At 34.7% G+C, this 24,192-nt stretch carries 20 protein-coding genes; 8 read left to right on the top strand and 12 right to left on the bottom strand.

The window, feature by feature from the left end; translation table 11 throughout:
• Positions 1 to 2: 2 nt before the first annotated feature.
• From B9Y84_RS03865 to B9Y84_RS03850, 4 genes are all read left to right on the top strand, one after another.
• Entirely contained in the window at positions 3 to 4,208 is a 4,206-nt protein-coding gene (locus B9Y84_RS03865; protein ID WP_085515767.1) for a S8 family serine peptidase, read from the top strand.
• A gap of 11 nt (positions 4,209 to 4,219) precedes the next feature.
• Entirely contained in the window at positions 4,220 to 5,470 is a 1,251-nt protein-coding gene (locus B9Y84_RS03860; protein ID WP_085515766.1) for a competence/damage-inducible protein A, read from the top strand.
• A gap of 169 nt (positions 5,471 to 5,639) precedes the next feature.
• Positions 5,640 to 6,974 (top strand): dihydrolipoamide acetyltransferase family protein, encoded by a 1,335-nt coding sequence (locus B9Y84_RS03855; protein ID WP_085515765.1) that lies wholly within the window; start codon positions 5,640 to 5,642, stop codon positions 6,972 to 6,974.
• A 125-nt stretch (positions 6,975 to 7,099) separates the two neighbouring features.
• The gene (locus B9Y84_RS03850; RefSeq protein ID WP_085515764.1) at positions 7,100 to 7,804 is read left to right on the top strand and encodes a class I SAM-dependent methyltransferase; all 705 of its coding nucleotides are present in this window, start codon (positions 7,100 to 7,102) and stop codon (positions 7,802 to 7,804) included.
• A 3-nt stretch (positions 7,805 to 7,807) separates the two neighbouring features.
• On the opposite strand, the gene B9Y84_RS03845 is transcribed toward B9Y84_RS03850, so the two are convergent.
• The 5 genes from B9Y84_RS03845 to B9Y84_RS03825 all read right to left on the bottom strand — a co-directional run bounded on the left by B9Y84_RS03845 (position 7,808) and on the right by B9Y84_RS03825 (position 10,971).
• Positions 7,808 to 8,179 carry a hypothetical protein gene (locus B9Y84_RS03845; protein WP_085515763.1) on the bottom strand — a complete coding sequence of 124 codons (372 nt, stop codon included), beginning with the start codon at positions 8,177 to 8,179 and terminating at the stop codon, positions 7,808 to 7,810.
• On the bottom strand, positions 8,176 to 8,805 hold the full coding sequence (locus B9Y84_RS03840) for a GldL-related protein (RefSeq protein WP_085515762.1): 630 nt from the start codon (positions 8,803 to 8,805) through the stop codon (positions 8,176 to 8,178). The genes B9Y84_RS03845 and B9Y84_RS03840 overlap by 4 nt, the downstream gene beginning before the upstream one ends.
• Positions 8,802 to 9,149, bottom strand: a complete 348-nt coding sequence (locus tag B9Y84_RS03835; RefSeq protein WP_176223699.1) for a PadR family transcriptional regulator — start codon at positions 9,147 to 9,149, stop codon at positions 8,802 to 8,804. Before B9Y84_RS03835 ends, B9Y84_RS03840 begins: the two co-directional genes overlap by 4 nt.
• A 247-nt stretch (positions 9,150 to 9,396) precedes the next feature.
• Positions 9,397 to 10,584 (bottom strand): outer membrane beta-barrel protein, encoded by a 1,188-nt coding sequence (locus tag B9Y84_RS03830; protein WP_085515760.1) that lies wholly within the window; start codon positions 10,582 to 10,584, stop codon positions 9,397 to 9,399.
• Between the two features lie 45 nt (positions 10,585 to 10,629).
• Positions 10,630 to 10,971 carry a hypothetical protein gene (locus B9Y84_RS03825; protein WP_139827933.1) on the bottom strand — a complete coding sequence of 114 codons (342 nt, stop codon included), beginning with the start codon at positions 10,969 to 10,971 and terminating at the stop codon, positions 10,630 to 10,632.
• Positions 10,972 to 11,081: 110 nt separating this feature from the next.
• Between B9Y84_RS03825 and ppk1 the strand changes: the two genes are divergently transcribed.
• Positions 11,082 to 13,199, top strand: a complete 2,118-nt coding sequence (ppk1, locus tag B9Y84_RS03820; protein ID WP_085515758.1) for a polyphosphate kinase 1 — start codon at positions 11,082 to 11,084, stop codon at positions 13,197 to 13,199.
• 243 nt (positions 13,200 to 13,442) lie between these two features.
• On the opposite strand, the gene B9Y84_RS03815 is transcribed toward ppk1, so the two are convergent.
• The 7 genes from B9Y84_RS03815 to B9Y84_RS03785 all read right to left on the bottom strand — a co-directional run bounded on the left by B9Y84_RS03815 (position 13,443) and on the right by B9Y84_RS03785 (position 20,980).
• Positions 13,443 to 13,874 (bottom strand): hypothetical protein, encoded by a 432-nt coding sequence (locus B9Y84_RS03815; RefSeq protein WP_085515757.1) that lies wholly within the window; start codon positions 13,872 to 13,874, stop codon positions 13,443 to 13,445.
• A 312-nt stretch (positions 13,875 to 14,186) separates the two neighbouring features.
• Entirely contained in the window at positions 14,187 to 16,043 is a 1,857-nt protein-coding gene (yidC, locus tag B9Y84_RS03810; RefSeq protein ID WP_085515756.1) for a membrane protein insertase YidC, read from the bottom strand.
• 11 nt (positions 16,044 to 16,054) lie between these two features.
• Complete coding sequence (locus B9Y84_RS03805; protein ID WP_085515755.1) at positions 16,055 to 17,689, bottom strand: CTP synthase; 1,635 nt, start codon at positions 17,687 to 17,689, stop codon at positions 16,055 to 16,057.
• A gap of 172 nt (positions 17,690 to 17,861) precedes the next feature.
• On the bottom strand, positions 17,862 to 18,614 hold the full coding sequence (locus B9Y84_RS03800; RefSeq protein WP_085515754.1) for a hypothetical protein: 753 nt from the start codon (positions 18,612 to 18,614) through the stop codon (positions 17,862 to 17,864).
• 11 nt (positions 18,615 to 18,625) lie between these two features.
• Positions 18,626 to 19,285, bottom strand: a complete 660-nt coding sequence (rsmG, locus tag B9Y84_RS03795) for a 16S rRNA (guanine(527)-N(7))-methyltransferase RsmG (RefSeq protein ID WP_317043232.1) — start codon at positions 19,283 to 19,285, stop codon at positions 18,626 to 18,628.
• Complete coding sequence (locus B9Y84_RS03790) at positions 19,251 to 19,868, bottom strand: RNA polymerase sigma factor (RefSeq protein WP_085515752.1); 618 nt, start codon at positions 19,866 to 19,868, stop codon at positions 19,251 to 19,253. The genes rsmG and B9Y84_RS03790 overlap by 35 nt, the downstream gene beginning before the upstream one ends.
• Positions 19,859 to 20,980 (bottom strand): glycosyltransferase, encoded by a 1,122-nt coding sequence (locus B9Y84_RS03785; protein ID WP_085515751.1) that lies wholly within the window; start codon positions 20,978 to 20,980, stop codon positions 19,859 to 19,861. The genes B9Y84_RS03790 and B9Y84_RS03785 overlap by 10 nt, the downstream gene beginning before the upstream one ends.
• Before the next feature lie 84 nt (positions 20,981 to 21,064).
• Here B9Y84_RS03785 and tgt point away from each other — a divergent pair, with 84 nt between their 5' ends.
• From tgt to B9Y84_RS03770, 3 genes are read left to right on the top strand one after another with little or no spacing between them, the layout of a single operon-like run.
• Positions 21,065 to 22,195: a tRNA guanosine(34) transglycosylase Tgt gene (gene tgt, locus B9Y84_RS03780; protein WP_085515750.1), complete on the top strand. Its 1,131-nt coding sequence runs from the start codon at positions 21,065 to 21,067 to the stop codon at positions 22,193 to 22,195.
• A gap of 7 nt (positions 22,196 to 22,202) precedes the next feature.
• Positions 22,203 to 23,276 carry an LptF/LptG family permease gene (locus B9Y84_RS03775; protein ID WP_085515749.1) on the top strand — a complete coding sequence of 358 codons (1,074 nt, stop codon included), beginning with the start codon at positions 22,203 to 22,205 and terminating at the stop codon, positions 23,274 to 23,276.
• Positions 23,273 to 24,184: a DMT family transporter gene (locus B9Y84_RS03770; protein ID WP_085515748.1), complete on the top strand. Its 912-nt coding sequence runs from the start codon at positions 23,273 to 23,275 to the stop codon at positions 24,182 to 24,184. Before B9Y84_RS03775 ends, B9Y84_RS03770 begins: the two co-directional genes overlap by 4 nt.
• The last annotated feature ends 8 nt before the right edge of the window (positions 24,185 to 24,192 follow it).

Genomic DNA, 24,192 nt, shown 5'->3' with positions numbered 1-24,192 from the left:
CTATGAAGTACATTTTACCACTCTTGCTGAGTCTCTTTATTATTCAGCAAAGTTTAGCTCAAGATTATGTCCCAGGGCTAATTGTAGTAAAACTCAAGCAGGAAGATCAATTGACAAGAAAAGATCCACTTAAGCAGCTGAGTTTTGTACGTCTTCAGGAAGATGCCTTAATTGAGAACATTCAAGATATAAAAAGCCAAGTTAGAACGAATCAAAGAACAGCGGGCAATAGTAGATTAGATAATCTCTACAAGTTGGAGATAAATGAGAGGGTCAACGAAAAAGAATATATTGCTTATTTACGTGGCTTTGAGAATGTTGAATATGCTGAGCAGTATCCTAATGTAAAACCTCTCTATGTTCCGAACGACCCGGAAGCACAATTTGGGCAAGCACAATTTCATTTGGCGCAGATTAATATTTATGACGCTTGGAACGTTTCTCAAGGTAATGAAGATATTGTAATTGGAGTAATAGATACGGGAGCAGATTTAGATCATGAAGATTTAGAGGGAAACCTGTATTTAAATGAAGCTGATCCAATTGATGGAATTGATAATGATAACGATGGCTATACTGATAACTATTTCGGTTGGGATTTTGCTGATAATGATAATTCTCCTGAAGCGGATGGAAGTACTCATGGTACTGGCGTAAGTGGGATAGCAGCTGCGTCCACTGATAACAGTAAGGGGATTGCTGGTGTTGGATTTAATACTAAGTTCATGCCGATTAAGATTTTCAAAACCGAAAACAATTTTTCCAGAAACAGTTATGAAGGTATAATTTATGCCGCTGATCAAGGCTGTGATATTATAAACCTTTCCTGGGGAAGTGCCGGAGGCTACTCACAGTTTGCTCAAGATATTATTAATTATGCTGTATTAGAGAAAGATGTAGTGGTTGTTGCCGCAGCAGGAAATACTAATGCGGAACTAGATTTTTACCCTGCCTCATATGACAATGTACTTTCAATTGGGTATGTTAATTCAGATGACAGTAGAAACATAAATGCAACTTATAGTGATTTTATTGATTTAGTGGCTCCTGGAGTAGGTATTTACACTACGGAAAATGATAATACTTATGATAATGATAGTGGTTCTTCTTACGCAGCCCCTATGGTGGCGGGTGCCGCAGCCTTGATTCGTTCTGTATTTCCTGAATGGAATGCCCTACAAGTTATGGAGCAGTTGAGGGTCAGCAGCGATGATATTAGTGACGTGGGCAGCAATAGTGATTTACAGTACAAATTTGGTAAAGGCAGGTTAAATGTTTTCAAAGCAATTGCCAATTTTGATACACCTGCCATAAGAATTAGTGATTTGAGTTATTCCAATGGTTTAGAGGAAGCAGCTTATTTTGGAGATACCTTGGAAATTACGCTCGAATTCACCAATTATTTAGAATCAACAGAGAACGTAGATGCTAAATTGACTTCTTCTAGCCCATATGTGAATATTATACAAGCGGATTACACTATTGAATCTTTAGAGACATTTGAGAAAATTAGTACTCAGAATGGTAAATATCGAGTGATCTTATCAGAAAATTTGCCTGAAGATGAAGCACTAAATTTTAGAATTCTATTTGAAGGCGAGTTTTACCAAGACTATCAATCTTTTCAAATTCAAAGTAGTCCGAAAATTAGGCTTTTCAATTATAATGGTTGGAACTTTGGCTTTACAGCAACGGGTAATTTTGGTAGAAGTGCTGAAACTCCTTTTGATAACTACGCAGTAACTCACAATGGAAGTGATCTGATTGATCATATGGGACTGGTTCTTTTTGCAGGAGATGATAGCCTTGTCCGAAACACACTTATTGGGGCTAATTCCTTTCAATATATAGATGATTTTCAAAGCTTCAAGTCACTAAAGCGATACGATGACATTACTGCTGATTTTGATGTAAGGAGTGTTTTTACAGAAAAGAATGAAGTTCCAATTTCCCTTGATCTTTATATTGACCAAAGATTTTTAGGGTGGGATGATGAAAAGGACTTTTTAATTCATCAATATAGAGTAGAGAACAGGAGTGAAAATTCATACGATTCTTTGTATTTCACTTTATTCACTGATTATGCCTTAGCGGATAAAAATAGTAATACTTTAAAATATGATAGCGCACTCCAACTTTCGTATGCTTACGATGAGGCAGCGACTGAATATGTTGGTCTAAGTTTATTGTCAATACAAGATTCAGTTTTTTTTGCATTTGATCTAGGAGATGAAAACTTACATACAAGTGACTTGGAAAACGATAGCTTAAAGCAGGATATAATACAAAATGCACTACGGAATGCTTTTAGCAAGCAGTTAGCTGGAGAGAAAGCGGGAGGCAATAATGTGGGCAGTATTCAGGGTGTTTTGCTAAAAGATTTTGAGCCATTTTCTGTTCACGCTATTTCCTTGGCAGTTATGCGAGCAGATAATTTAAATGATTTAAAATCATTGGTAACAAAGGCAAAGAAAAAAGACTCTTTAAGTTTTACTTTGCCACCTTTTGGTAGACAGGTTTTTATTTGTAAAAACGACAGCCCCACTATATCTGCTCCAGAAAATCATGAGTATGATATTTATACATCCGCAACTGATGAAACAATTCTCTATTCCGGGACAGATTTTGAAGTAGGAAATTTAAGTAAAGATTCCATATTTTATGTAGTAGAGCGGGATTCGTTGGGAATAGAAGGGTTAAGAAAGCGATTAGTAATTTCGATTCAGGAGCCTGTAGCAAATTTTTCTTTGCCATCAGATACCCTTTTAATTAACCAAGAAGAGGTAAACTCCTTTAGGTTTCAAGATGAAAGTGAAAACGCATCTAGCTGGAAATGGAAGTTTAGCAATGGTTTTATTTCTCAAAAGCAGCACCCCAATATCATTTTTGATTCAGTGGGAGATTATTCTGCTGAGTTAATTATAGGTAGTGCAATTGGCTGTCATGATACTGTTACTAAATCATTTAAAGTATTTAATAGATCTCGAAAACCTCAAGTAGGCGATTTAGAAGTTTGTATAAACGAAGATTTGATTTTGCAAGATCCAAGTATTGGGCAATTGGCAGTATATTCAGATAGCTTATTAACGACTAAGATATATCAAGGTCCCACATTTATATTTGAGAACCTAAGCTCTGACACTTTGCTTTATGTGAGAAACGAATCTGATCAATTTCCTTCTGAAACTATTCAAGTAGAGGTAAAAGTGATTCCACTTAAGGCTAGAATGGAGGTAATTCTTGATATGTCATCTGAAAATAAGCAAATGAGGGCTTTAGCAACAAGTAAAAGCGATTTTTCTCAAGATCATATATGGATGATAAACGATGATACTCTAGGTACTCAAAACGAAATCAATTTTGAATTAAGAAAGTTGCAGACAGGTGATCTGAAATTAATAGCTATATCAGAAAACAATTGTCGAGATACAGTTACTTTCCAAAACACAGCAAGCCAAAACCCCGAATTCGAAAATTACTATTTGTGTCAGAGTGAGAGTGTTACGATTTCTGCTCTGAATTCAGAAAAGGTTTATTATTTTGAAGATTCTGAATTGACTCAATTTATTGGAAAGGGAGCAAACGTTAACATTGCAGAAGTAAGTGAAGACATGAGTGTATTTGCTGTAAATGTTGAAAATGTTTATCCTTCAGAGGTTATAGAAGTCCCTATCTTTGTAAGTGATTTGACTGCAGAATTCTCAATATCTCACGATACTATTAATTTGGCATTTGAAAAGGAAATCCAGTTAGAAGCCTTATCGTCAAGCAGTAGCAATTGGAATTGGAAAATCAATAATAGTACAATCGCTAGCAAGTCGAGTGTTATTCATAGCTTATCTGAAGCGGGAGTTTTTAAGGTTCAATTAAATGTTGAGGATACCTTAGGTTGCATTGCGGTGGCAGAAAAGCAACTTGTAGTTTTCAATGATCCATTGTTAGGCAGTAATAGCGAATTGAAATCGTATTTTTCTATTTTCCCTAATCCTGCTGATAAATTCATTCATCTGACTGGAAAAGACCAATTCAAATTTGATACTTACAGTATTATAGATACACAAGGAAAGGAAGTGTTGAAAGCCAATAATAGTTTGGAGCTACTACAATCAGAAATAATTGATATCTCTGATTTAAAACAAGGAGCTTATTATTTGATTATTAGGAAAGGGAAAAATGAAGCATCCTTTTTATTTGTAATAAGTCGTTAATCTAATTTTTTATGAACAACATTTACGCAGAACTCATTTCCATAGGAGATGAAATATTGTACGGTCAAACTTTAGATACTAATTCTCATTTTATTAGTGCAGAGCTAGATAAATTAGGTATTAGAGTTAAAAGAAAAGTTACGGTTTCGGATGAAAGAGAAGCTATGATGCGCGCTTTTGAAGAGGCTGAAAACAATGCTGATATTATTATCATTACTGGCGGTCTTGGTCCTACAAAAGATGATTTGACAAAACCACTTTTGGCCGAGTATTTCGATTCTTCTATGATCCTACACGAAGATATTTTAGAAGACCTTCGTGAGAGATTTGCTAAAAGAGATAGAGAGCTTAATGAATTAAACAGAGGTCAAGCTGAATTACCTGAAAAGTGTACACCAATTGAAAATAAGTATGGAACAGCTCCAGGCATGTGGTTTGATAAAGAGGGAAAAGTTTTTATTTCAATGCCAGGTGTTCCTAGTGAAATGAAATATATGATGGAGGATACCGTCATACCACGATTTAAAGAAAAATTTAAAACCCCAGTTCTGATCCATAAAATGGTAAAAACGGTCGGTATACCGGAAAGTATACTAGCTGAAAAGTTAGAAGACTGGGAAAATAACCTTCCAAGTGAAATTAAACTGGCTTACTTACCCGGATTAAAGCAAGTAAAAATGCGACTGACAGCCTCAGGTGATGAAGAGAAACGTTTAAAAAAATTGATAGATCAAGAAGTAGATAAACTTTACAAGTTAGTGGGCAAATATATCTACGGAACAGATGAGAATAATCTCGCAAGTAAAATTGGAGAACTACTCTTGGAAAGGAAACTTACTATTGCTGTTGCAGAAAGTTGTACCGGCGGACATTTGGCCCATTTGTTAACTTCAAATGCAGGAAGTTCTGCGTACTATCGAGGGGGTATTAATCCCTATCACAACAATTTGAAGATGGATGTGCTGGGAGTTAAAAAAGAAACGATTGAAAAGTACGGAGCGGTAAGTGAACAAACGGTTATAGAAATGGCTGAAAGAGTCCGCGAACTTTTCGGTGCGGATATTGGTATTTCTACTAGTGGAGTAGCCGGCCCAGGAGGAGGTTCGAAAGAAAAACCAGTAGGCACAGTGTGGGTAGCTTTGGCAGATGGAAAGGAAACCCAAACTAAATTGTATCATTTTCAGTTTGATAGACACGGTAATATCGAAATGACATCTAATTCATTATTAAATTTGGTTCGGCAAACTTTAAGCTCAAAATAATTGAGAAAAAGTTTATAAATGTTAATTTTGTACAAATTTGATTTGGTTTTACTATGGAAATTGAACCTTTCAGATCATAATCACAATATAATGGAAGGAAATCGTCCTTTCTTAAGATTGATAATATTTCAAAAAGTTTTTTTCATTTCAATAAACGACTAATTATTTCATGGCAACGGTAGAAATGGTAATGCCCAAGATGGGTGAAAGTATTATGGAAGCAACAGTGCTGACCTGGTTGAAAAAAGAGGGTGACACTATTGAAGAGGATGAATCAGTTTTAGAAGTAGCTACTGATAAAGTAGATACGGAAGTTCCAGCATTAGAAGCAGGTATTTTAAAACAAATATTGGTTCAAGAAGGTGATATAGTAGGAGTTGGTAAACCGATAGCTATTATTGAAACTGAAGGAGGATCTGCCGCTGCCGATAATGGAGCTGCTACACAACCGGAAAAGCAAGAAAGTTCTTCTTCAGAAACTGCATCAGGAGAGTCTAATATTGCTTCAGATTCCGGAAATAATGGACATGAAATAGCAGCTCGATCTGAATCTGGTAAGTTCTTCTCTCCCTTAGTACGAAATATTGCTAAAGAAGAAAACATTGAAATGGCTGAGTTAGAGTCTATTTCTGGAACTGGGAAAGAGGGAAGAGTAACTAAGAAAGATATTTTATCATACATAGACAATAGGGGAGAAGCTCCAGCTCAAGCACCTAGTCAACCAGCACAAAGTGCTCCAAAATCAGCGCCTAGTGCACAATCAGCTCCTCAAGGTGTACCGGTTAGCATCTCTGGTGATGACGAAATCATTGAAATGGATAGAATGCGGAAGATGATCGCTGGAAGGATGCTTGATTCGAAACGTATTTCTCCTCATGTTACTTCATTTGTTGAAGCGGATATGACTAGCGTTGTACAATGGAGAAATAAACATAAGAACACTTTTAAGGAACAAGAAAATGGGAATTTAACTTTCACTCCTATTTTTATTGAAGCAGTGGCAAAAGCTATCAAAGATTATCCAATGATTAATGTTCAAGTTGATGGGGATAGAATCATCAAAAAGAAACATATCAATATCGGAATGGCAGTAGCTTTACCAAGTGGTAATTTGATAGTTCCTGTCATTAAAGATGCTGATCAGTTGAATATTAGAGGATTAGCTAATAAGGTGAATGACTTAGCTAGAAGAGCTAGAGATGGTAAATTGAAGGCTGAGGAGTTGGAAGGTGGTACGTTTACGATTTCAAATGTAGGGTCATTTGGGAATGTAATGGGTACGCCAATCATTATGCAACCTCAAGTAGGTATTTTAGCCTTAGGTGCTATTGTTAAAAAGCCCGCTGTTTTAGAAACGCCTCAAGGAGATGTTATTGCGATTAGACATAAAATGTTCTTATCTCATTCATATGATCACAGAGTTGTTGATGGTTCTTTAGGTGGAATGGTCGTAAGAAGAGTTGCTGACTATTTAGAGAAATGGGATGTTAAAAAGGATTTATAATTGATTGATAATTATTTGATTTAAAAAAAGGACTGTTTTTCAGTCCTTTTTTTGTTGGTTTTGATCCGATTTCAAATTTTAAACCTTTTGACCATGCGGCGGTTTTATTGAATAGATCTGTATTTATGAGAAAGCTAGCAATATTTATACTTTTATTATCATTTTTTTTCAGTTGTAAGGCCCAGAATAATGAAAATGATGGAAATTACACCTATAAATCTGGTGACCGTTTTGGTACAGGGAAATGGTATATGGGTAGAGAAATAGCATATGTGATGGGCTATCAAGGCATAAATTGGCTAGAAAGACCAGAGAGGGAAAAAGAGGAAAATACATCGAAACTGTTGAAAAATATGAATATTCAGCCTGATGATGTGATTGCTGACATAGGTGCAGGTTCGGGTTTTCATGTTTTTAAAATGGCTCCCAAAGCTAAGGAAGTATATGCAGTAGATATTCAACCAGAGATGCTGCAGGCCATTAGGGAAAAGAAAGATGAAGCGGGATTAAATAATATCAACCTAATAAAAGGAACTGAACAGAGTGTAAATTTGCCAGAAAAAACTATTGATAAAGTATTAATGGTAGATGTTTACCATGAGTTTAGTTATCCTATTGAAATGATAACCTCCATTAAGAAATCATTGAGGCCAGAGGGTGAAATCTATTTAATTGAATATAGAGCTGAAGATAAAAGTGTGCCCATTAAGGAATTGCATAAAATGAGTGAGAAACAGGCAGTTAAAGAAATGAATGCTGCCGGTTTTAAATTGAAAGAAAACATCAGTAATCTTCCATGGCAGCATTGCATGGTGTTTGTTCAACAATGAAATTCAGGTCTCCTTTAGTGATTGCTTGTACATATTAAAAAATAGTAGGGGTAAAAAAGCAAAAGCAAAAATGGAAAATGCAATAACTAAGGTGACATTAGCAGAGAAGTGATTGATAAATCTAAGCCAAGTAGAAATGACAAGTATAGCAATAGCTCCCTGACCAAAAATCCATTGAAATAGCATTCTATTTTCCGTTAGTTTGTGTAGTCTCCATCTGTAGACGAACAATATTGGATAACAAATGAGTCCCGAGACAGTGCCTCCCAGATAAAGCAAAATGGTAGCATAAGGTAGGCTTAAAATCTTAAAAAAAAATCCTACTACAAAGATAAAGCTAAATAGCCAAACTGATATATAGATTATTTTATTCATGCCTCCTCTTGCTTAAAAGCCTCTTCCTGGCTGGATTTATACATTCTGAAAAACAAGAATGGTAAAAATAAAATACCAAAACTGATCATTCCTAATCCGAAAATCACCATTGCACCTTGTAAATGAAGTATCTTAAATCCACTACCAAGTAGAATGAGCATAATACTTGCTGTTCCAAATATCCATTTTAGTTTTTCAGACATGACATTGAATACTTTATCTTTAAACTTATTGACCAGCAATAGAGGCAAGAAAATGAAAGAAAGCCCCAGTAAACCAGAGAATAACATAATGTTTGCGCCAGGGAAATGCATTACTTTAAAAAATGCTCCCACTGTTGATGAAAGGGCAAATAAATAGCCCGAAATGTAAGTGAACTGTTTCATGAGTATTATTTTTTTATGGTTTAATAAAAAGAAAGATTCATGTTGTATTTCTGCAAAACCATTGGGTGTAGTTTGCTGATAGGCTTTGCTGTATGCTTCGTCAAAAGATTTTCCTCTCTGCATTTCAATTTCAATCAAACAGCAAAAGTGGTCGATCAGATCATCTTGAATATCCTTTGAGGAAATAGCACTGCTGTTGACTTTTTGGCTGATAAAGTCTAGTTGTTCATCAGTAATCATAAGGCAGGAGAGGTTTTGTTATCAGTAAATACAATCTTGTTCAAAGTCTCCATAAAATCCTCTAGCTCCTGCACTACCATTTTCTTCTCACTCTTTCCTTTTGGTGTTAGGGTGTAGTACTTTCGGACTCGTTTTCCAATATTTACCTCTTCGGTGGTCAAAATACCATCTTTCAAGAGTTTGTGTAGAGTAGGATAGAGACTTCCATCTTTAATGAGGATTTTGCCATCTGAAATATCCTTTACCTTTTGGCAGATTTCATAGCCGTACATTTTTCCGTTCTCTTCTAGAAGCTTTAAAATGATAACTCCCAGCGTGCCTTTTAATAGTTCTTTTGAATACATAGAACAAATATACATAGAATTATGATGTATCAAAATAGAATGAAAATATATTAATAGAAGCTTAAGGTGAAGTCTATTAAAGTTAATAAAGGTGTAACATATTGGCTAATAATCTAGAAAGCCGTTTGAATAAAAAAGGCTGATTTGTGTAAGCTCATCACGATACTAATAGTTTTAATTGGCAGTTTTATGGGAAATGTAACTATCAAAGATTTAATTACTATAGAGGTGAAATGATCATTTTTTATTAGAATTTAATGTAGAAGCCAGAATTTATATGTTGTTGATTTACAAATAAATTCAGTTCCTTATTTAGTTTAGAAAAACGAATATAACGTGTGTCAATTCCAATTTCTATTTCTTTTAGCTGTAATCCAACTGATAAACCTAGTAGAAATCCAGGTTGAAAATTGTAAGGAGCAAATGGCTGTTCTACCGATTCTTGTTCATATTGCCCTATTATTGTTGTTCTTTTAGTAATATACTCGTCATTAATATTAAATTGAGTATTGACACCAGCAAGTACATTTAAGAATAAACTATTTTGATTTAATCTATAGGTGAGATAAATAGGTGTACTTATCTGGATATAATTGAAATTTGTCTCATATTGATTAACTGGACTTGAATTGGAATCTATTCTCGATCCACTATACTTTATTTGGCTAAGCAATAATTCGGTGTTGAAGCTCAGTGATTTAGAAAATTCTGGCACATTATATGTTGCAAAAAGACTTATTGTTTGACTTTGACTTATATATATGTCATTGATGTCCGGATAATAACCGCCACTATTTTTTGTCAGTCTATTGAATTGCTGACCAATTCTCAAGCCCCAATTAAATTTATTTAAGTTGTTCTGAATGTCTAAGTCTGTATAGTTATGCTGATTTTTTATATTTAGTTGAATTACGAATTTTTTCAAATCTTCCTTTCTAAAATAGAGTCTATCGATTAATTCTCTGAGGTCTAAATCATTTTTTGCTAAATAATATAGTTGTCCTTTCCAGATATCTTGGTTGGTGATATAAGTTTTTCCACTTCTTTCTTCCAACTTTGAAGAATTTTTAATTTGATAAACTGTATCTTTTGTACTTATATAGTAAATATTTTGCTTTTCATATAAAGATATAGCCCCTTTAATTACATTTTGTAGAAACAAAGTATCAATCACATTTGAAGAAAATGAAGCATCATTTTTATATCCGTAACCTATAACATCTTTTGGTAAATAAGTAGTGATATTTCCATCTTCTGAAAGAGTTTCAAAAATTCGATATGAGTTGCTACCAGAATAATAATATAATTTTGTATTAATAGTATCTCCTTGCTTGTTAATATAAAATCCATCTAAAAAATTAGATTGTGCATTTAAATAAATTGAACTGATGAAACATATACTTGAAATTATTATTAGCCTAATAAAGTCATTCATAAAAACTATTTATAGATTTAATGTAATGTAAAATTAATCTTTTTATTATTGAAAGTTCAAAGGATCTTCTGACTCCACTTGTAGCTTCCCATTTTCTACTTTTAAGTCATAGCTAAATCCTGGCTGCAAATAGATTCCATAAGTATTGCCAGCAACTCTTAAATTGTAGAAATCAGCATTTTCCAATTCAAAAGCATAATCTCTATTTTGAGACTGAATTTTTTTAAAAGCATAATATTCAGGAATGAAATGTTGGTCGGTTTTTTCCAAAATCAACGTTTCATCTTGCCATTCATTTGCTGAAAGGATAATTTTCGTTTTCTTTTGTGCTTGAGTTTGGCAGATTAACAATAGATTAATGCAAAGGAAGCTTACAATTAGGCGCATTTTCTGTAATTTGTTGTTTAAGGTTGATTTCAGACTTTAAACTAAAATTTTCTTCCTTAGCGAACAAATAAGCCAAAAGCTTTTTAAATTTAGGAATTGATTGATTACACATGGCAATAGATAGAATAACATCATTAATAAATAAAAGTAATTTAGTCAGCAGAGATTTAAGCTGGTTGCAATTCAATTACAGAGTGCTGGATCTGGCTAGAAAGCCTAACAGGAATGTATTTGATCGGCTCAAGTTCTTGGCAATTACTGCTTCCAATCTTGATGAATTTTTCATGATTAGAGTCGGTTCGCTCTATAATTATATTGATTATGGGAGAGAGCGTATTGATTATTCAGGATTGAGAGAATTACCTTTCAGAAAAAAGCTTTTAACAGAATGTCAAAATTTTGTGAAATCACAAAACAGGCTTTTTGAAGATGAATTGGAACCCATTTTTGAAGAAAGCAATTTTAAAATTGCTGAGCTGAGCGATTTGACTTCTAATGAATTGAAAAAAGCGAATAGTTTTTTTGATAAGATCATATTTCCAATGCTGACACCTATGGTATATGATAATTATCACACTTTCCCGATTCTGATGAATAAGCTCCTTATATTCTCGGTAGTTACTCGATCATTTGGTGAAAAGAAGGATAATAAGAAACTTTCGTTTATTCAGATTCCCCAGAATATACAGCGGTTCTATGAGGTGGAGCGAGAGGATAAAATGCTTTTTATTCCTATTGAAGAGTTAGTAAAAGCGAATATTGATAAGTTATTTAGAAATATAGAGATTCTATCCGTCAATTTATTTCGGATTACCAGAAATGGAGATTTTACCTTGGAGGAAAGTGACGATATCGAAGCTAATTTTCTAGAGGAGATGCGAAAAAAGCTGAAAACTAGAAAGACGGGTAGGGTAGTGCGCATTGAAATCGATAAGGATTACGACAAATGGATGATGAAGATTCTATGTGACCGATGGGAAATAGACAAAGACAATATCTTCAAGTTCAAGAAGGGGGATTTAGTTGATTATAGTGCGCTTTGGCAAATCATCAAACATACTGAGTTTAAGGATAAAATACCTGCTACCCCCGATCCAGTTCCGCCATTGGCATTTCCCGAGCATAAATCCGAATCTGACAATATCTTTGAAATATTAAAGGACAGAGATATCCTATTACACCATCCCTACAATAATATTGAGCCCGTAATTGATATGTTAGAAAAGGCAGCTGAAGACCCAAAGGTCTTGTCTATTAAACTAACCATCTATCGATTGGCAGATGATTCCAGAATTACCAATGCATTGCTTAAGGCAGCTGAAAATGGAATTCACGTATCTGTTTTATTTGAAGTAAAGGCTCGTTTTGACGAAGAAAATAACATTCGAGAGGCAAAAAGGCTTCAAAAAGCAGGATGCTTTGTAATTTATGGAATTAGTCGCTATAAAACGCACACTAAACTTCTTATGATTGTCCGAAAGGAGAAGGAGAAAGTAACTCGCTATTTGCATATGGCTAGTGGTAATTATAATGAGGAAACAGCAAGATTGTATACAGATATTGGCCTCATGACTACTGATGAGATATACGCTCAGGATATTTCTGAGTTTTTTAATGTAATCACAGGGCATAGCTTACCGCATGAATATGAGCGATTAATAACAGCTCCTAAAGATATGCGAACTCGCTTGATTCATTTGATCCAGCATGAAGCTGAAAATGCTAGGGCAGGATTACCCTCTGGTATTTGTATTAAAATCAATTCTTTGGAAGATAAAGAGTCAATTGAAGAACTTTATGCAGCCTCTCAAGCTGGAGTTAAGATTAAATTAATTGTACGTGGGATTTGCTGTTTAAGGCCCGGCAGAAAAGGATTGAGTGAGAATATTACGGTGAAATCAATTGTTGGTAATTATTTGGAACATTCACGTATTTATTATTTTCATAATGATGGAGAACCAAAGCTATATGGTGGAAGTGCAGATATGATGGTTCGTTCATTTGAACGAAGATTGGAGTCTTTATTTTTGATTGTAGATGAAACCCTGAAAAGGCAGGTTATGAACATCTTAAGGTATAACTTGTGGGATAACGTCAACTCATATGAGATGAATGAAGAAAGTTTTTATCAGGAGGTAGAAAGCAACGGGGAACCGACCTTTAATTTACATGAAGAGTTTTTTAAAGTAACCCCTGAGTTGATAGATGATGTGAAGTTGTTTGAATAGAGCTTAAACAGTCTTTATTGATTTTAATATTTATCATTAAAACCAGAAATGCAGGGCTTTAGAAAGGGTATTCTGAAATTCAGTGAAGGCAAATTTGATCTAGTAATGATCTCATTGTCTGCGCATTTCACTCCGAATAGTTTCCTTATTAAGGGAAGGTGGGGAAATTAAGATTTTGTCAGTTCGGTTTTTGGAAAGGAGAAATTTACGAAGTCTATGGATAAAATTATTCTAAAATAGTCTTTAATAAACTTGATCCAAGAACCATTTTATGGCTTTTTTGTGGTCTCTAAATACTTTGGTGACAAAAGGCGCATTCTCATCAGCAGTATTGTATTCATCTACCTTATCTGATGCAATTTGAGTAACTGGAGCAATTACAGCTTGATGAGTGAAACCAAGTTTTTCATACTGAGGATTAATCTCAGAATCCAGCCAAGTAATCTCTTCCTGTCTAATCATTTCTAATTCTGTAACATCTGCATAAAGAAGAAACTTATCTTGTCCTGTCACTTTGTGCTTTTTGATTTCTTGTCGATAAATATCAAGTGAAGTATCTATTAAATCTCTGAAAACTACAGGATTAAAAACACCTCTCCATACCTCCTTTACATAAGGTATACTGCTTATTTCTTCAATTGTGATTCTTAACTTAGGATGAGTATACAATCTCATATTAACTTGTTTAAGTATAAGTATTTCATCAATAATATAAAGAAATAATTTCAGTTAATGCACTATTCAAGTATTTCTTAATTTTTTTTTAGATGAATGGAATTATAGTTAAGATGACCGGAGTAGTATCGATAATTATTAGCTATAATAATGATAGAGGCCCTGATGATCTACTGTCAAGCAAATTATCAGCTAATTGATCACCTAAATATAGCTAGATTGAAAAATTAGCTTTTTTTATCAAATCTTTCACATAAAAAAGGTGAGTCAAAAAGACTCACCTTAAGTAAAATTGCTATTTTGAAGGTAAAATTACTTTTTCTTCTTCTTATTTTTCTTGTCTTTTTCTTTCTTAGCTTCCTCACTTGCCTTCATTGCTTCTTGTAATCTCTGTTGGAATTTGGAAGTTTTTTTGTTCGCATTCTTCTTTTTATTCTCTTCTAAGATTGCAATGATTTTATCCTCATCAATCATTCTTCTGATCAAGGTCTGCTGACCAAACGTAATCAGATTGGCGATTAAATAGTAAAAACTTAAAGCAGCTGGGAAACTATTCAATACAAACATGAAAATAACAGGCATGAAATACTGAATGTTTTTCATAGGTCCTTGCACTGAACTAACTTGTCCTTGTGACCAAGTAATCAATAAGGTTGATAAAGTCATCAGAATGGTAAACAAACTGACGTGATCACCATAGAATGGGATTTCAAATGGCAAGCTTAATACGCTATCATAAGTTGATAAATCACTTGCCCATAAGAATGATTCTTGCCTAAGCTCAATTGAACTTGGGAAGAAATAAAACATTGCAAATAAAATAGGCATTTGTAGCAATAGTGGTATACAGCCGGATAGTGGATTAACACCAACTTTTCTGTACAGATCCATTTGATCGGCTTGCGCCTTTTGCATATCGCCTCCATGCTTCTCTTTTATCTCATCTAATTGCGGCTTCAAAACTTTCGTTTTAGCCATAGAAACATAAGATTTGTAGGAAAGAGGGGAAAGAGCAAGTTTAATCAAAAATACTAAAATGATGATAATTAATCCGTAACTACTGATGTATTTTTCAAGTACGTAAAACACATTGATGATCACGTATTTATTGACTAAACTGATTGGGAACCAACCTAAATAGACATTTTCCTCAAAATCAGGGGCTACTTTTTGAAGTGTCTTGTAATTATTGGGACCAAAGTAGTATTTGAATTCTCCTGCTTTGTTAGTTACCTCAGCTAATGGTATTTCAACTTTGGCTTTTCCTCTTTTAACATATTCATCAGATAAATCCTCAACATCTGTTGCGAATTCGGCTCTCTTCATCGGAATATCAGTGATAAGTGCTTCCATGAAGAAGTTTTGCTTGAAAGAAAACCATTTCACAGGCGCTGCTATTTCTTCGCTGTCTTCATCTGATCGTTCGCTCAAGCCATCCATTCCTTCTTCCTCTGAATAGTAGTTCATAGTAACTTTCGTTCTACTTTGCGCAAGGTCCTTTTCAAACTTGCGCATTTTCTTATTCCATCGAAGAGTCAATTGATCTCCTAAGATTTCATTAGTGAAACCATTGAAAGCCAAAGAGTAACCAACTTGGTATTGATTTCCTGACAGAGTATAAATTTGCTCTATACTTTTATTCGGAGCTAACTGTGCAACAAATTTGACCTGAATGGTATCACCGTTAGAAAGCGTTCTAGTTGGAGATCCTTGCATTTCAAAATAGAGGTCAAATAAATTGACTTCGCCACTTGCAGTATTGAACAGCAATTCCTTCTCTTCATCCTCCTGATTGGTAATGATTAAGGGTTGACCATCGAAAGTCTCAAACTCTTTAAGTTGCACACTCTTGACTCTACCTCCTTTTGAATCGAATTGGATCGCTAAAGTTTCAGTGTTGAATGTTGAGATTTTAGATTCACCTTTAGCAATTCCTGCAAAAGCACCATACTGATTTACTATGGCTTGGTTTAAACTAGAATCATTTTCAATTGCAGTAGTTGATTCAGTATTGCTTGATGAAATTGGTTCCTGTGATTGCTGGTCGTTTTGTTCTACCTGATTGCTTTCAATATTTTCTGGTTGCTGCGGAGTGTCCGCAAAGAACCAAAAATAGGCTATCATTAAAATAGAAATCAGGATAAGTCCTGTCGCTTGATTTTTGTCCATCTAAATTTTGATTAATTCGATTCTGATAATATTTTATGTTCTAAACTCGCCTTTACAAATCTCACAAACAAAGGATGTGGATTCAAAACGGTACTTTTTAGTTCAGGATGAAATTGCGTACCTACAAACCACGGATGGTCAGAGATTTCCACTATTTCAACTAATCCGGTTTTTGGATTAATCCCGGTGGCTTTCATTCCTGCTGCCTCTATATCCTGCAAATATCTGTTATTAAATTCGTATCTGTGCCTATGACGCTCATTAATTTTCGTTTTTCCATAAGCTTGGTAGGCTTTAGTGTTTTTTTGAAGTTCGCAGGCATAAGATCCCAACCGCATAGTACCACCTTTTTGGGTTATACCTTGCTGTTCAAGCATTAAATCAATGATAGGGTTTTTGGTTTTTTGTTGCATTTCTGTAGACGAGGCATCTTTAAGGCCTAAAACATTTCTTGCGAATTCTACAACTGCACATTGCATTCCCAGACAAATCCCGAAGAAAGGTAATTTTTCCTCACGACAATATTTGATCGTTGCTATTTTTCCTTCAATACCTCTTTCTCCAAAGCCAGGAGCTACTAAAACACCATGAACTGATGAAAGCAATGAGGCTACATTTTCAGAATTGACCTCCTCAGAATGAATCCACTTTACATTTACCTTGGTTTCATTTTCTGCCCCAGCGTGAATGAAAGACTCTGTTATCGATTTATAAGCATCAGGTAACTCGATATATTTACCTACCAAAGCAATATTGATTTCTGAAATAGGGTTTTTCAATTTTCCTAAGAAATTTTTCCATTGGGTCAGTTCCGGTTCAACCTTATGGGAAAGCTTCAGTTTAGCTAAAACTCTTTCATCGAGCTTTTCTTTTCTCATCAACAAAGGTACATCGTAAATAGAATCAGCATCCATAGCTTCTATTACTGAGTTTATATTTACGTTACAGAAAAGTGCTAATTTCTTTCTTATTTCTTGAGGTAATTTATGTTCAGTTCTGCAAACCAAAATATCAGGCTGAATACCTGATTCTAGCAGTTGTTTTACAGCATGCTGTGTAGGCTTTGTTTTTAATTCTCCTGCAGCTTTCAAGTAGGGGATGAGTGTTAAGTTGATTACCAAGAAGTTATTTGGTCCCACATCCCATTTTACTTGTCTTACGGCCTCAATAAAAGGAAGAGATTCGATATCGCCTACGCAACCACCAATTTCTGTAATAACAATATCATAATCACTTTTTTCTGCTACAGCATATATGTTACGCTTTATTTCGTCTGTTATGTGGGGAATTACTTGAACTGTTTTTCCTAGATAGGCACCTTCCCGTTCTTTAGTAATTACATTATAATAGATTCTACCTGTAGTGACATTATTTTCTTGTGAAGTATTGATATTAAGAAATCGTTCATAATGTCCTAAATCTAAGTCAGTTTCAGCTCCATCTTCAGTTACGAAGCATTCACCATGCTCATAGGGATTTAATGTACCCGGATCAACATTTATATAGGGATCTAATTTTTGAATAGTGACTGAGAAGCCGCGCGCTTGCAATAGTTTTGCTAATGAAGCCGCTATAATCCCTTTCCCCAAGGAAGAGGTAACACCACCCGTAACAAAGATGAATTTAGTATTTTTTTGAGATGCCATAAGTTGATTTTGAAATGCCTGCTATACTTATGGGATACAAAGGTAGTATAAGCATTTTAAAAATTTCATCTATTTAGGATTTTAATATTAAATTTTGTGTACTCGTTTTGGAAAGCTTTCACAATTAGCTGATTAATGATCAAATTAATCTTAATTGCGAATGAAAATAATTCTATTGAAGTCCTTCTAATACTTTAAATTCATCTATTCCAGGATATTCTTCTTTTTCGATCCATGTTTGTAACGGAGAGATATTAATAGTGAAAAAACTTTCATGCGTTTGCGCAATTTTAGCACCTCCAGGTGTAGTATGCCAATTCTCCCAACTGAATTTCAATCCACCGAGCGGGATGATTTGAACCCACATTTTTACGGACAGTGGCATGCTTGTTTTTTTATCAATAAGCCATAAATAAGAGTCGCCAGGAGTTACGCCACCGCTTTTATAGGTAACTAAAAGCCCTTCCAAATCGGCATCTTTTTGTACTACGTAGCGTCTTTCTGTTCCTGCGTCTTTTAGTTTTGTAATCGGATTTAACCAAAATGAATCATTAGCCCATATTTCGTAAGCATCGCTAGTTAGTTTGGATAATAACTCATCTCTTTCAACTTTTTTGTTTTTTGCAAAAGCGACTCCTTCTTTACTGTTCAATTTGATGAAAACATCATATTTATCCCATGAAACTTTTGCCCAGTGTCTATCTTTATCCCAAATTAGTTTTTTTTGTCCTCCTAAGCTCCATTGCACTACGGCAATTTCTTTCCATGCAGAATCATTTACAGCAGCAAGCACTTTTTCTGTGAGTTGCTCAGCTTCTTTGCCTGTTTCACCTTCAGGTAAATCTTCGTCAACTATTGAGTAACCAATAAATCCTATTACTGCAAGGCTAATTACGACAATTAATATCCACTTTAAGACTTTCATTTTTTACTAGTTTAGAAGGGTACGAAAATGATTTTTTTTGTTTCGAAGAAAGGCTCTGAGAAATATTTCGAAATAGATACTTCTTGGTACATTCTTTTAATTTCTGCCATTTCTTCTTCGAGATCACCTCCTTTTAGTGCAATTATGCCACAATTATCTTCTGGTTTTTCAGATTGTATCATTGGGTGTACCCAGTGAACAAAACTTTTCATTCTTGTAACAGCCCGACTAACAACAAAGTCAAATTTACCTTTTGTTTTTTCGGCTCTTTGGTGAAGAGCATCTACATTTTCCAAGCCTAATTTATCCACTATGGCATGCACGACTTTTATTTTCTTTCCGATAGAATCTACCAATGTGAATTCTGCATCTGGAAAAAGTATAGCTAATGGAATTCCTGGAAAACCACCACCTGTCCCTACGTCCAAAACCTTTTTGCGAGACAGGTTTTGAAATTTTCCTATGGCCAACGCATGAAGGATATGTCGTTCATAAATATGTTCAATATCTTTCCTTGAAATTACATTGATCTTTTCATTCCATTCAACATATAGGTTTCCCAATTCCTGAAATTGTGCCTTCTGCTGTGCACTCAGCTGAGGAAAGTACTTTTCCAAGATAGTACTGCTGTCCATATCAGAATTGAGTTTCTTTTCCAGTGATAAGTTCACGCATTAGCTCCCGTGAACGGTGCAATTGAGCTTTTATAGTGCCTAAAGGAGCTTCTAATTCAGTAGCTATCTCTTCATAAGAAAGCTCTTGAAAGTATCTTAATTTAACTAATCGCTGATATTTTGCCGGTAATTTATCAACAAACATGCGCATTAATTCAATTCTCTGTTCTTTAATGGCTTTATCTTGGGGGGTTAAATTACCTTTATCTTCCACATCAAGCTCTACTGCATCTCCATTATCATCAGTGTAAGAAGAATGAATGCTAATAGTCCTTAATTTTTTCTTTCGAATAAAATCTATGGCGTTGTTAGTGGCAATTCTGAATAACCATGTACTGAAAGTGTAGTCTTTTTTAAATCGGTGAAGACTTTTAAATGCTTTTGAAAATGCTTCAATGGTGAGGTCTTCTGCATCATCCACGTTCCTTACCATTTTTAACACCATATGGTAAACAGGTTTTTTATACCTTTTCATCAACTCAGCATACGCCATTTGGTCTTTTGCAATAACTGCTTGGTCGATTAATCTAAAATCCTTTAGTGCCTTCTCTGAAAAATTTCTATTTTTATTTATTTCCATTTAAGATGCTTTGTTAGTGAAGCATAAATTCCCCAAATCCAATAGTATAACACAAAAAGGATTTCTAAAGTGGGTAAATTATAATGCATAAATCTAATCCCAAAATTAATGCTAAGGTGATAAAACACGACATATTGTCCTACTAGGTGCATTAATATAAGGAAACTTAAAATTAAACAAACAGTCGGATTTCCCAACATTAAGCCTAATATAAATAATATCCATAGCATAGCTTGTGACAAATGGAAAAGGCCTAATTTCATTTTGTCTTTACTTTTATAGTATTTCCCTACGGAGAGATGTCGCTTTTTCTGTAGGAAGAAAGATCCCCAACTTTCTTTTGGATTAGAAAAAGTTAAGCTTTCAGCTTGAGTACAAATCTGCGTGTTTTCTTTATTTGCATACCTATTAACCCATATATCGTCATCACCCCCCATCAATGATCTAAATCCTTGAAAACCATTTTTTGCTAAGAAGAATGACTTTCGGTATCCTATATTTCTTCCTACACCCATGTAGGGCTCCTTCTTAAAGGCAAATGATAAATATAGTAAAGCTGTCTGTAAAGTTTCGAAACGAATGAATTGGTTTAGAAAGCCTTTTCTTTTTTCATATAAGGAGGCACCCAAAACAATGGAGGTTGAAGTTGTAAAACATTGTGACATTCTGTCAATCCATTGTGCAGAGGCAGGATAACAATCTGCATCACTTAACAAAATAATATCATTTTTTGCAGCTTCAATACCTTCAGTTATGGCGTATTTTTTTGGATTAAAACCAATAGGAGTACTTGAAATAGGAACAGTTTTTAAAATAGGAAAAAGCTTTACTTGCTTGTCTAAATACTCTGCACTTCCATCATTAGACCGATCATTTACCACAATGACTTCAAAATCTTCAAATTCTTGATTTAAAAATAGCAGTAAATTTTCTTGCAGATTTTTTAATTCATTATGCGCACATATAATAACGGAAACAGCTTGCTTTCCCTTGGGCCGTTTTGATAGGGAGGGCTTTTTATTTACAAAAGATAAAAAATATCGGAATAAAAAATAATATTGAATGATAAATGCAGTAATAAATAAAATGCTTACAAGGTGGATTTGCTCCATACTTTTAATTTGATTCAGCTTTTTAACAAAGATATTAGAAAATAAAAACTATAATTTCTTAATAAGCTATATTTTTGCATTCTTATGCAATTTACGATTTCAAATAAAGATAAAAACTCCAATGCACGAGCCGGAGAGTTAACCACCGCGCATGGAAATATTAAAACGCCCATTTTTATGCCTGTTGGCACAGCGGGTTCTGTAAAGGCGGTACATCAACGGGAACTAAAGGATGATATTCAGGCTCAAATCATTTTAGGAAATACCTATCATTTATACCTGAGGCCAGGCCTTGATATTCTTCAAAAAGCGGGTGGACTTCATAAATTTAATGGGTGGGATAAACCGATATTGACTGACAGTGGTGGTTATCAGGTTTATAGTCTTTCAGGTACCAGAAAAATTAAAGAAGAGGGAGTAACCTTTAAGTCTCATATTGATGGATCTAAGCATATTTTTAGCCCGGAGGGTGTAATGGATATTCAGAGAAAAATTGGTGCTGATATCATTATGGCATTTGACGAATGTACCCCTTATCCCTGCGATTATGAATATGCTCGAAAGTCAATGGATATGACGCATAGGTGGCTAGATAGATGTATAGCTCAATTTGATAGTACTGAAGGAAATTATGGATACGAGCAAACATTATTTCCAATTGTTCAAGGGAGTACTTATAAAGATTTAAGAAAGCGCTCCGCAGAGGAAATCGCTTCGAAAGGCAGGTCAGGTAATGCGATTGGTGGTTTGTCTGTCGGTGAACCAGCAGAAGATATGTATGAGATGACTGAGCTTGTATGTGATATCCTTCCTGAAGATAAACCGCGTTATTTAATGGGAGTAGGGACTCCTGCTAATATTTTAGAATGCATTGCATTAGGTGTTGATATGTTTGATTGTGTAATGCCTACTCGAAATGCAAGGAATGGAATGTTATTCACTACCGAGGGTATTATTAATATTCGAAATAAAAAGTGGGAGGATGACTTTTCTGCTATTGACCCAGCACTGGGAACTTACGTGGATACTTTCTACACTAAAGCTTATTTACGACACTTAATGCATTCTAAAGAAATTCTAGGAGCTCAAATTGCCAGTATTCATAATTTAACTTTTTACCTTTGGTTGGTGGAGCAAGCTAGAGAACAAATTACATCTGGCACATTTTATGATTGGAAACAGAAAATGGTCAAAAAGTTAATGACCCGATTGTAAAATCATTATGAAGATATTAGATAAATACATACTCAAAAAGTTCTTATCCACCTTCGTTTTTGTGGTACTTATAATTCTAGCAATAGTTACGGTTATTGACTATACGGAGAAGAATGATGATTTCATGGAGCATAATCTGGGTCTTATTGACGTTTTGCCGTATTATGGGGCCTTTATTCCATGGATTGGTAACTTAATTACGCCCATTACCATTTTCATTGCCGCTGTTTTTGTAACTTCTAAAATGGCAGGACATACTGAGATTGTAGCAATGCTTGCAAGTGGTATGAGTTTTAGACGCTTATTACTTCCTTACATGATGGGTGCTGGAATAGTAGCTTTATCTAGCTTTTATTTAAATGCATATATAATACCAGATGCTAATAAAACGAGAATCGCATTTGAAACAGCTTATATTAAGAAACCTTTTTACTTCACAGATCGAGATATACACCTGAAAATAGCGCCTGAAACCTATGCGTATATGGAAAGCTATAATAATCAAAGAGATGTAGGCTATCGCTTTACTTTGGAGGTAATAGAGGACAGAAATTTAAAAGAAAAATTAAGTGCAAGAAGAATTGAATGGGATTCAGCCCAAAGTAATTGGAAGATAAAAGACTGGACTTTAAGGGAATTCGATGGCATTCAAGAGACATTTACCGAAGGGAAAGAGATGGATACTGTACTCAATATAACTCCAAAAGATTTTGGAAATACATATGGTCTTCAAGAGACACTAACCTTAACGGAATTGAATGATTACATCAGTTTATTGAAGGAAAGAGGTGCGGACAATGTAAAAATCTATCTGATTGAGCGTTATATTCGTTTTATGGCCCCTTTTGCTGCAATTATACTAACGTTTATTGGAGTGGTCGTTTCTTCAAAAAAGAAGAGAGGCGGAACGGGCTTTCAAATAGCCTTGGGATTTGTGATAGCTTTCGTCTTCATTATATTCTTTATTTTAAGTAAAGCGATAGCTGAAAACTCCACTATGAATCCGATTTTAGCTGTCTGGCTTCCCAATATCACTTTTAGCATTGTCGGATTATTTCTCTATAAATTTGTACCCCGATGACAAATGAGGTAAAAAATTATGTGCAACTGCATTTTATTGTACTGATATGGGGGCTTACCGCAATCTTAGGTCTACTCATTAACATTTCTGCAGTAGCAGTGGTTTTTTACCGAACATTGTTCGCTACCTTGATTCTTTTATTTCTCCTATATTTTTGGAAAATGAGCTTTAAAGTGGGGCTTAAAGAATTTCTGAAAATCACCGGAGTCGGATTGATCATTGGCTTGCACTGGATATTGTTTTTTGCTGCCGCTAGAGTTTCTACTGCTTCCGTTTGTTTGGTGGGAATTGCTACATGCTCTTTCTGGACTAGTTTAATAGAACCATTGATGAGTAGTAGAAAAATCAAAATCTACGAATTGGCTTTGGGTGTAATGGTCGTGATAGGCCTATACATCATATTTAGCGTTGAATTTCAATATTTGGAGGGTTTAATAATGGCGATTTTTGCAGCTATGCTAGCCAGTGTTTTTACAGTATTAAATGGGAAATTAACACATCGTCATAATCATTATGTCATCACTTTTTATGAAATGATGGGAGCTTTCATCGGTTCGGTGCTACTAATTCCAGTTTATATATACTATTTCGATACCGAAGTTTTGAATTTTATTCCTTTGCAGTGGGATTGGTTTTATTTAATTATTTTGGCAGGAATATGTACTGTTCTAGCTTTTTCGATGTCTGTAAAAGTGCAAAAAGTATTGAGCGCTTTTGTCGTAAACCTTACAGTGAATTTAGAGCCGATTTATGGAATTGTACTAGCTTTTCTTATTTTTGGTGAAGAAGAGAAAATGAGCCTTGGTTTTTACATCGGAACAGGTATCATTTTGCTTTCTGTGCTAAGCTATCCTATGGTAAATAGGCTTGTGCGAAGAAGAGCACTGCAAAGCGATGTAATTAGATAATTCGATCT

The sequence above is a fragment of the Marivirga sericea genome, from assembly GCF_900177665.1.
GTDB classification, from domain to species: domain Bacteria; phylum Bacteroidota; class Bacteroidia; order Cytophagales; family Cyclobacteriaceae; genus Marivirga; species Marivirga sericea.
Note: the sequence above shows the minus strand (reverse complement) of the source record. Positions and strands in the feature narration are given on the sequence as shown.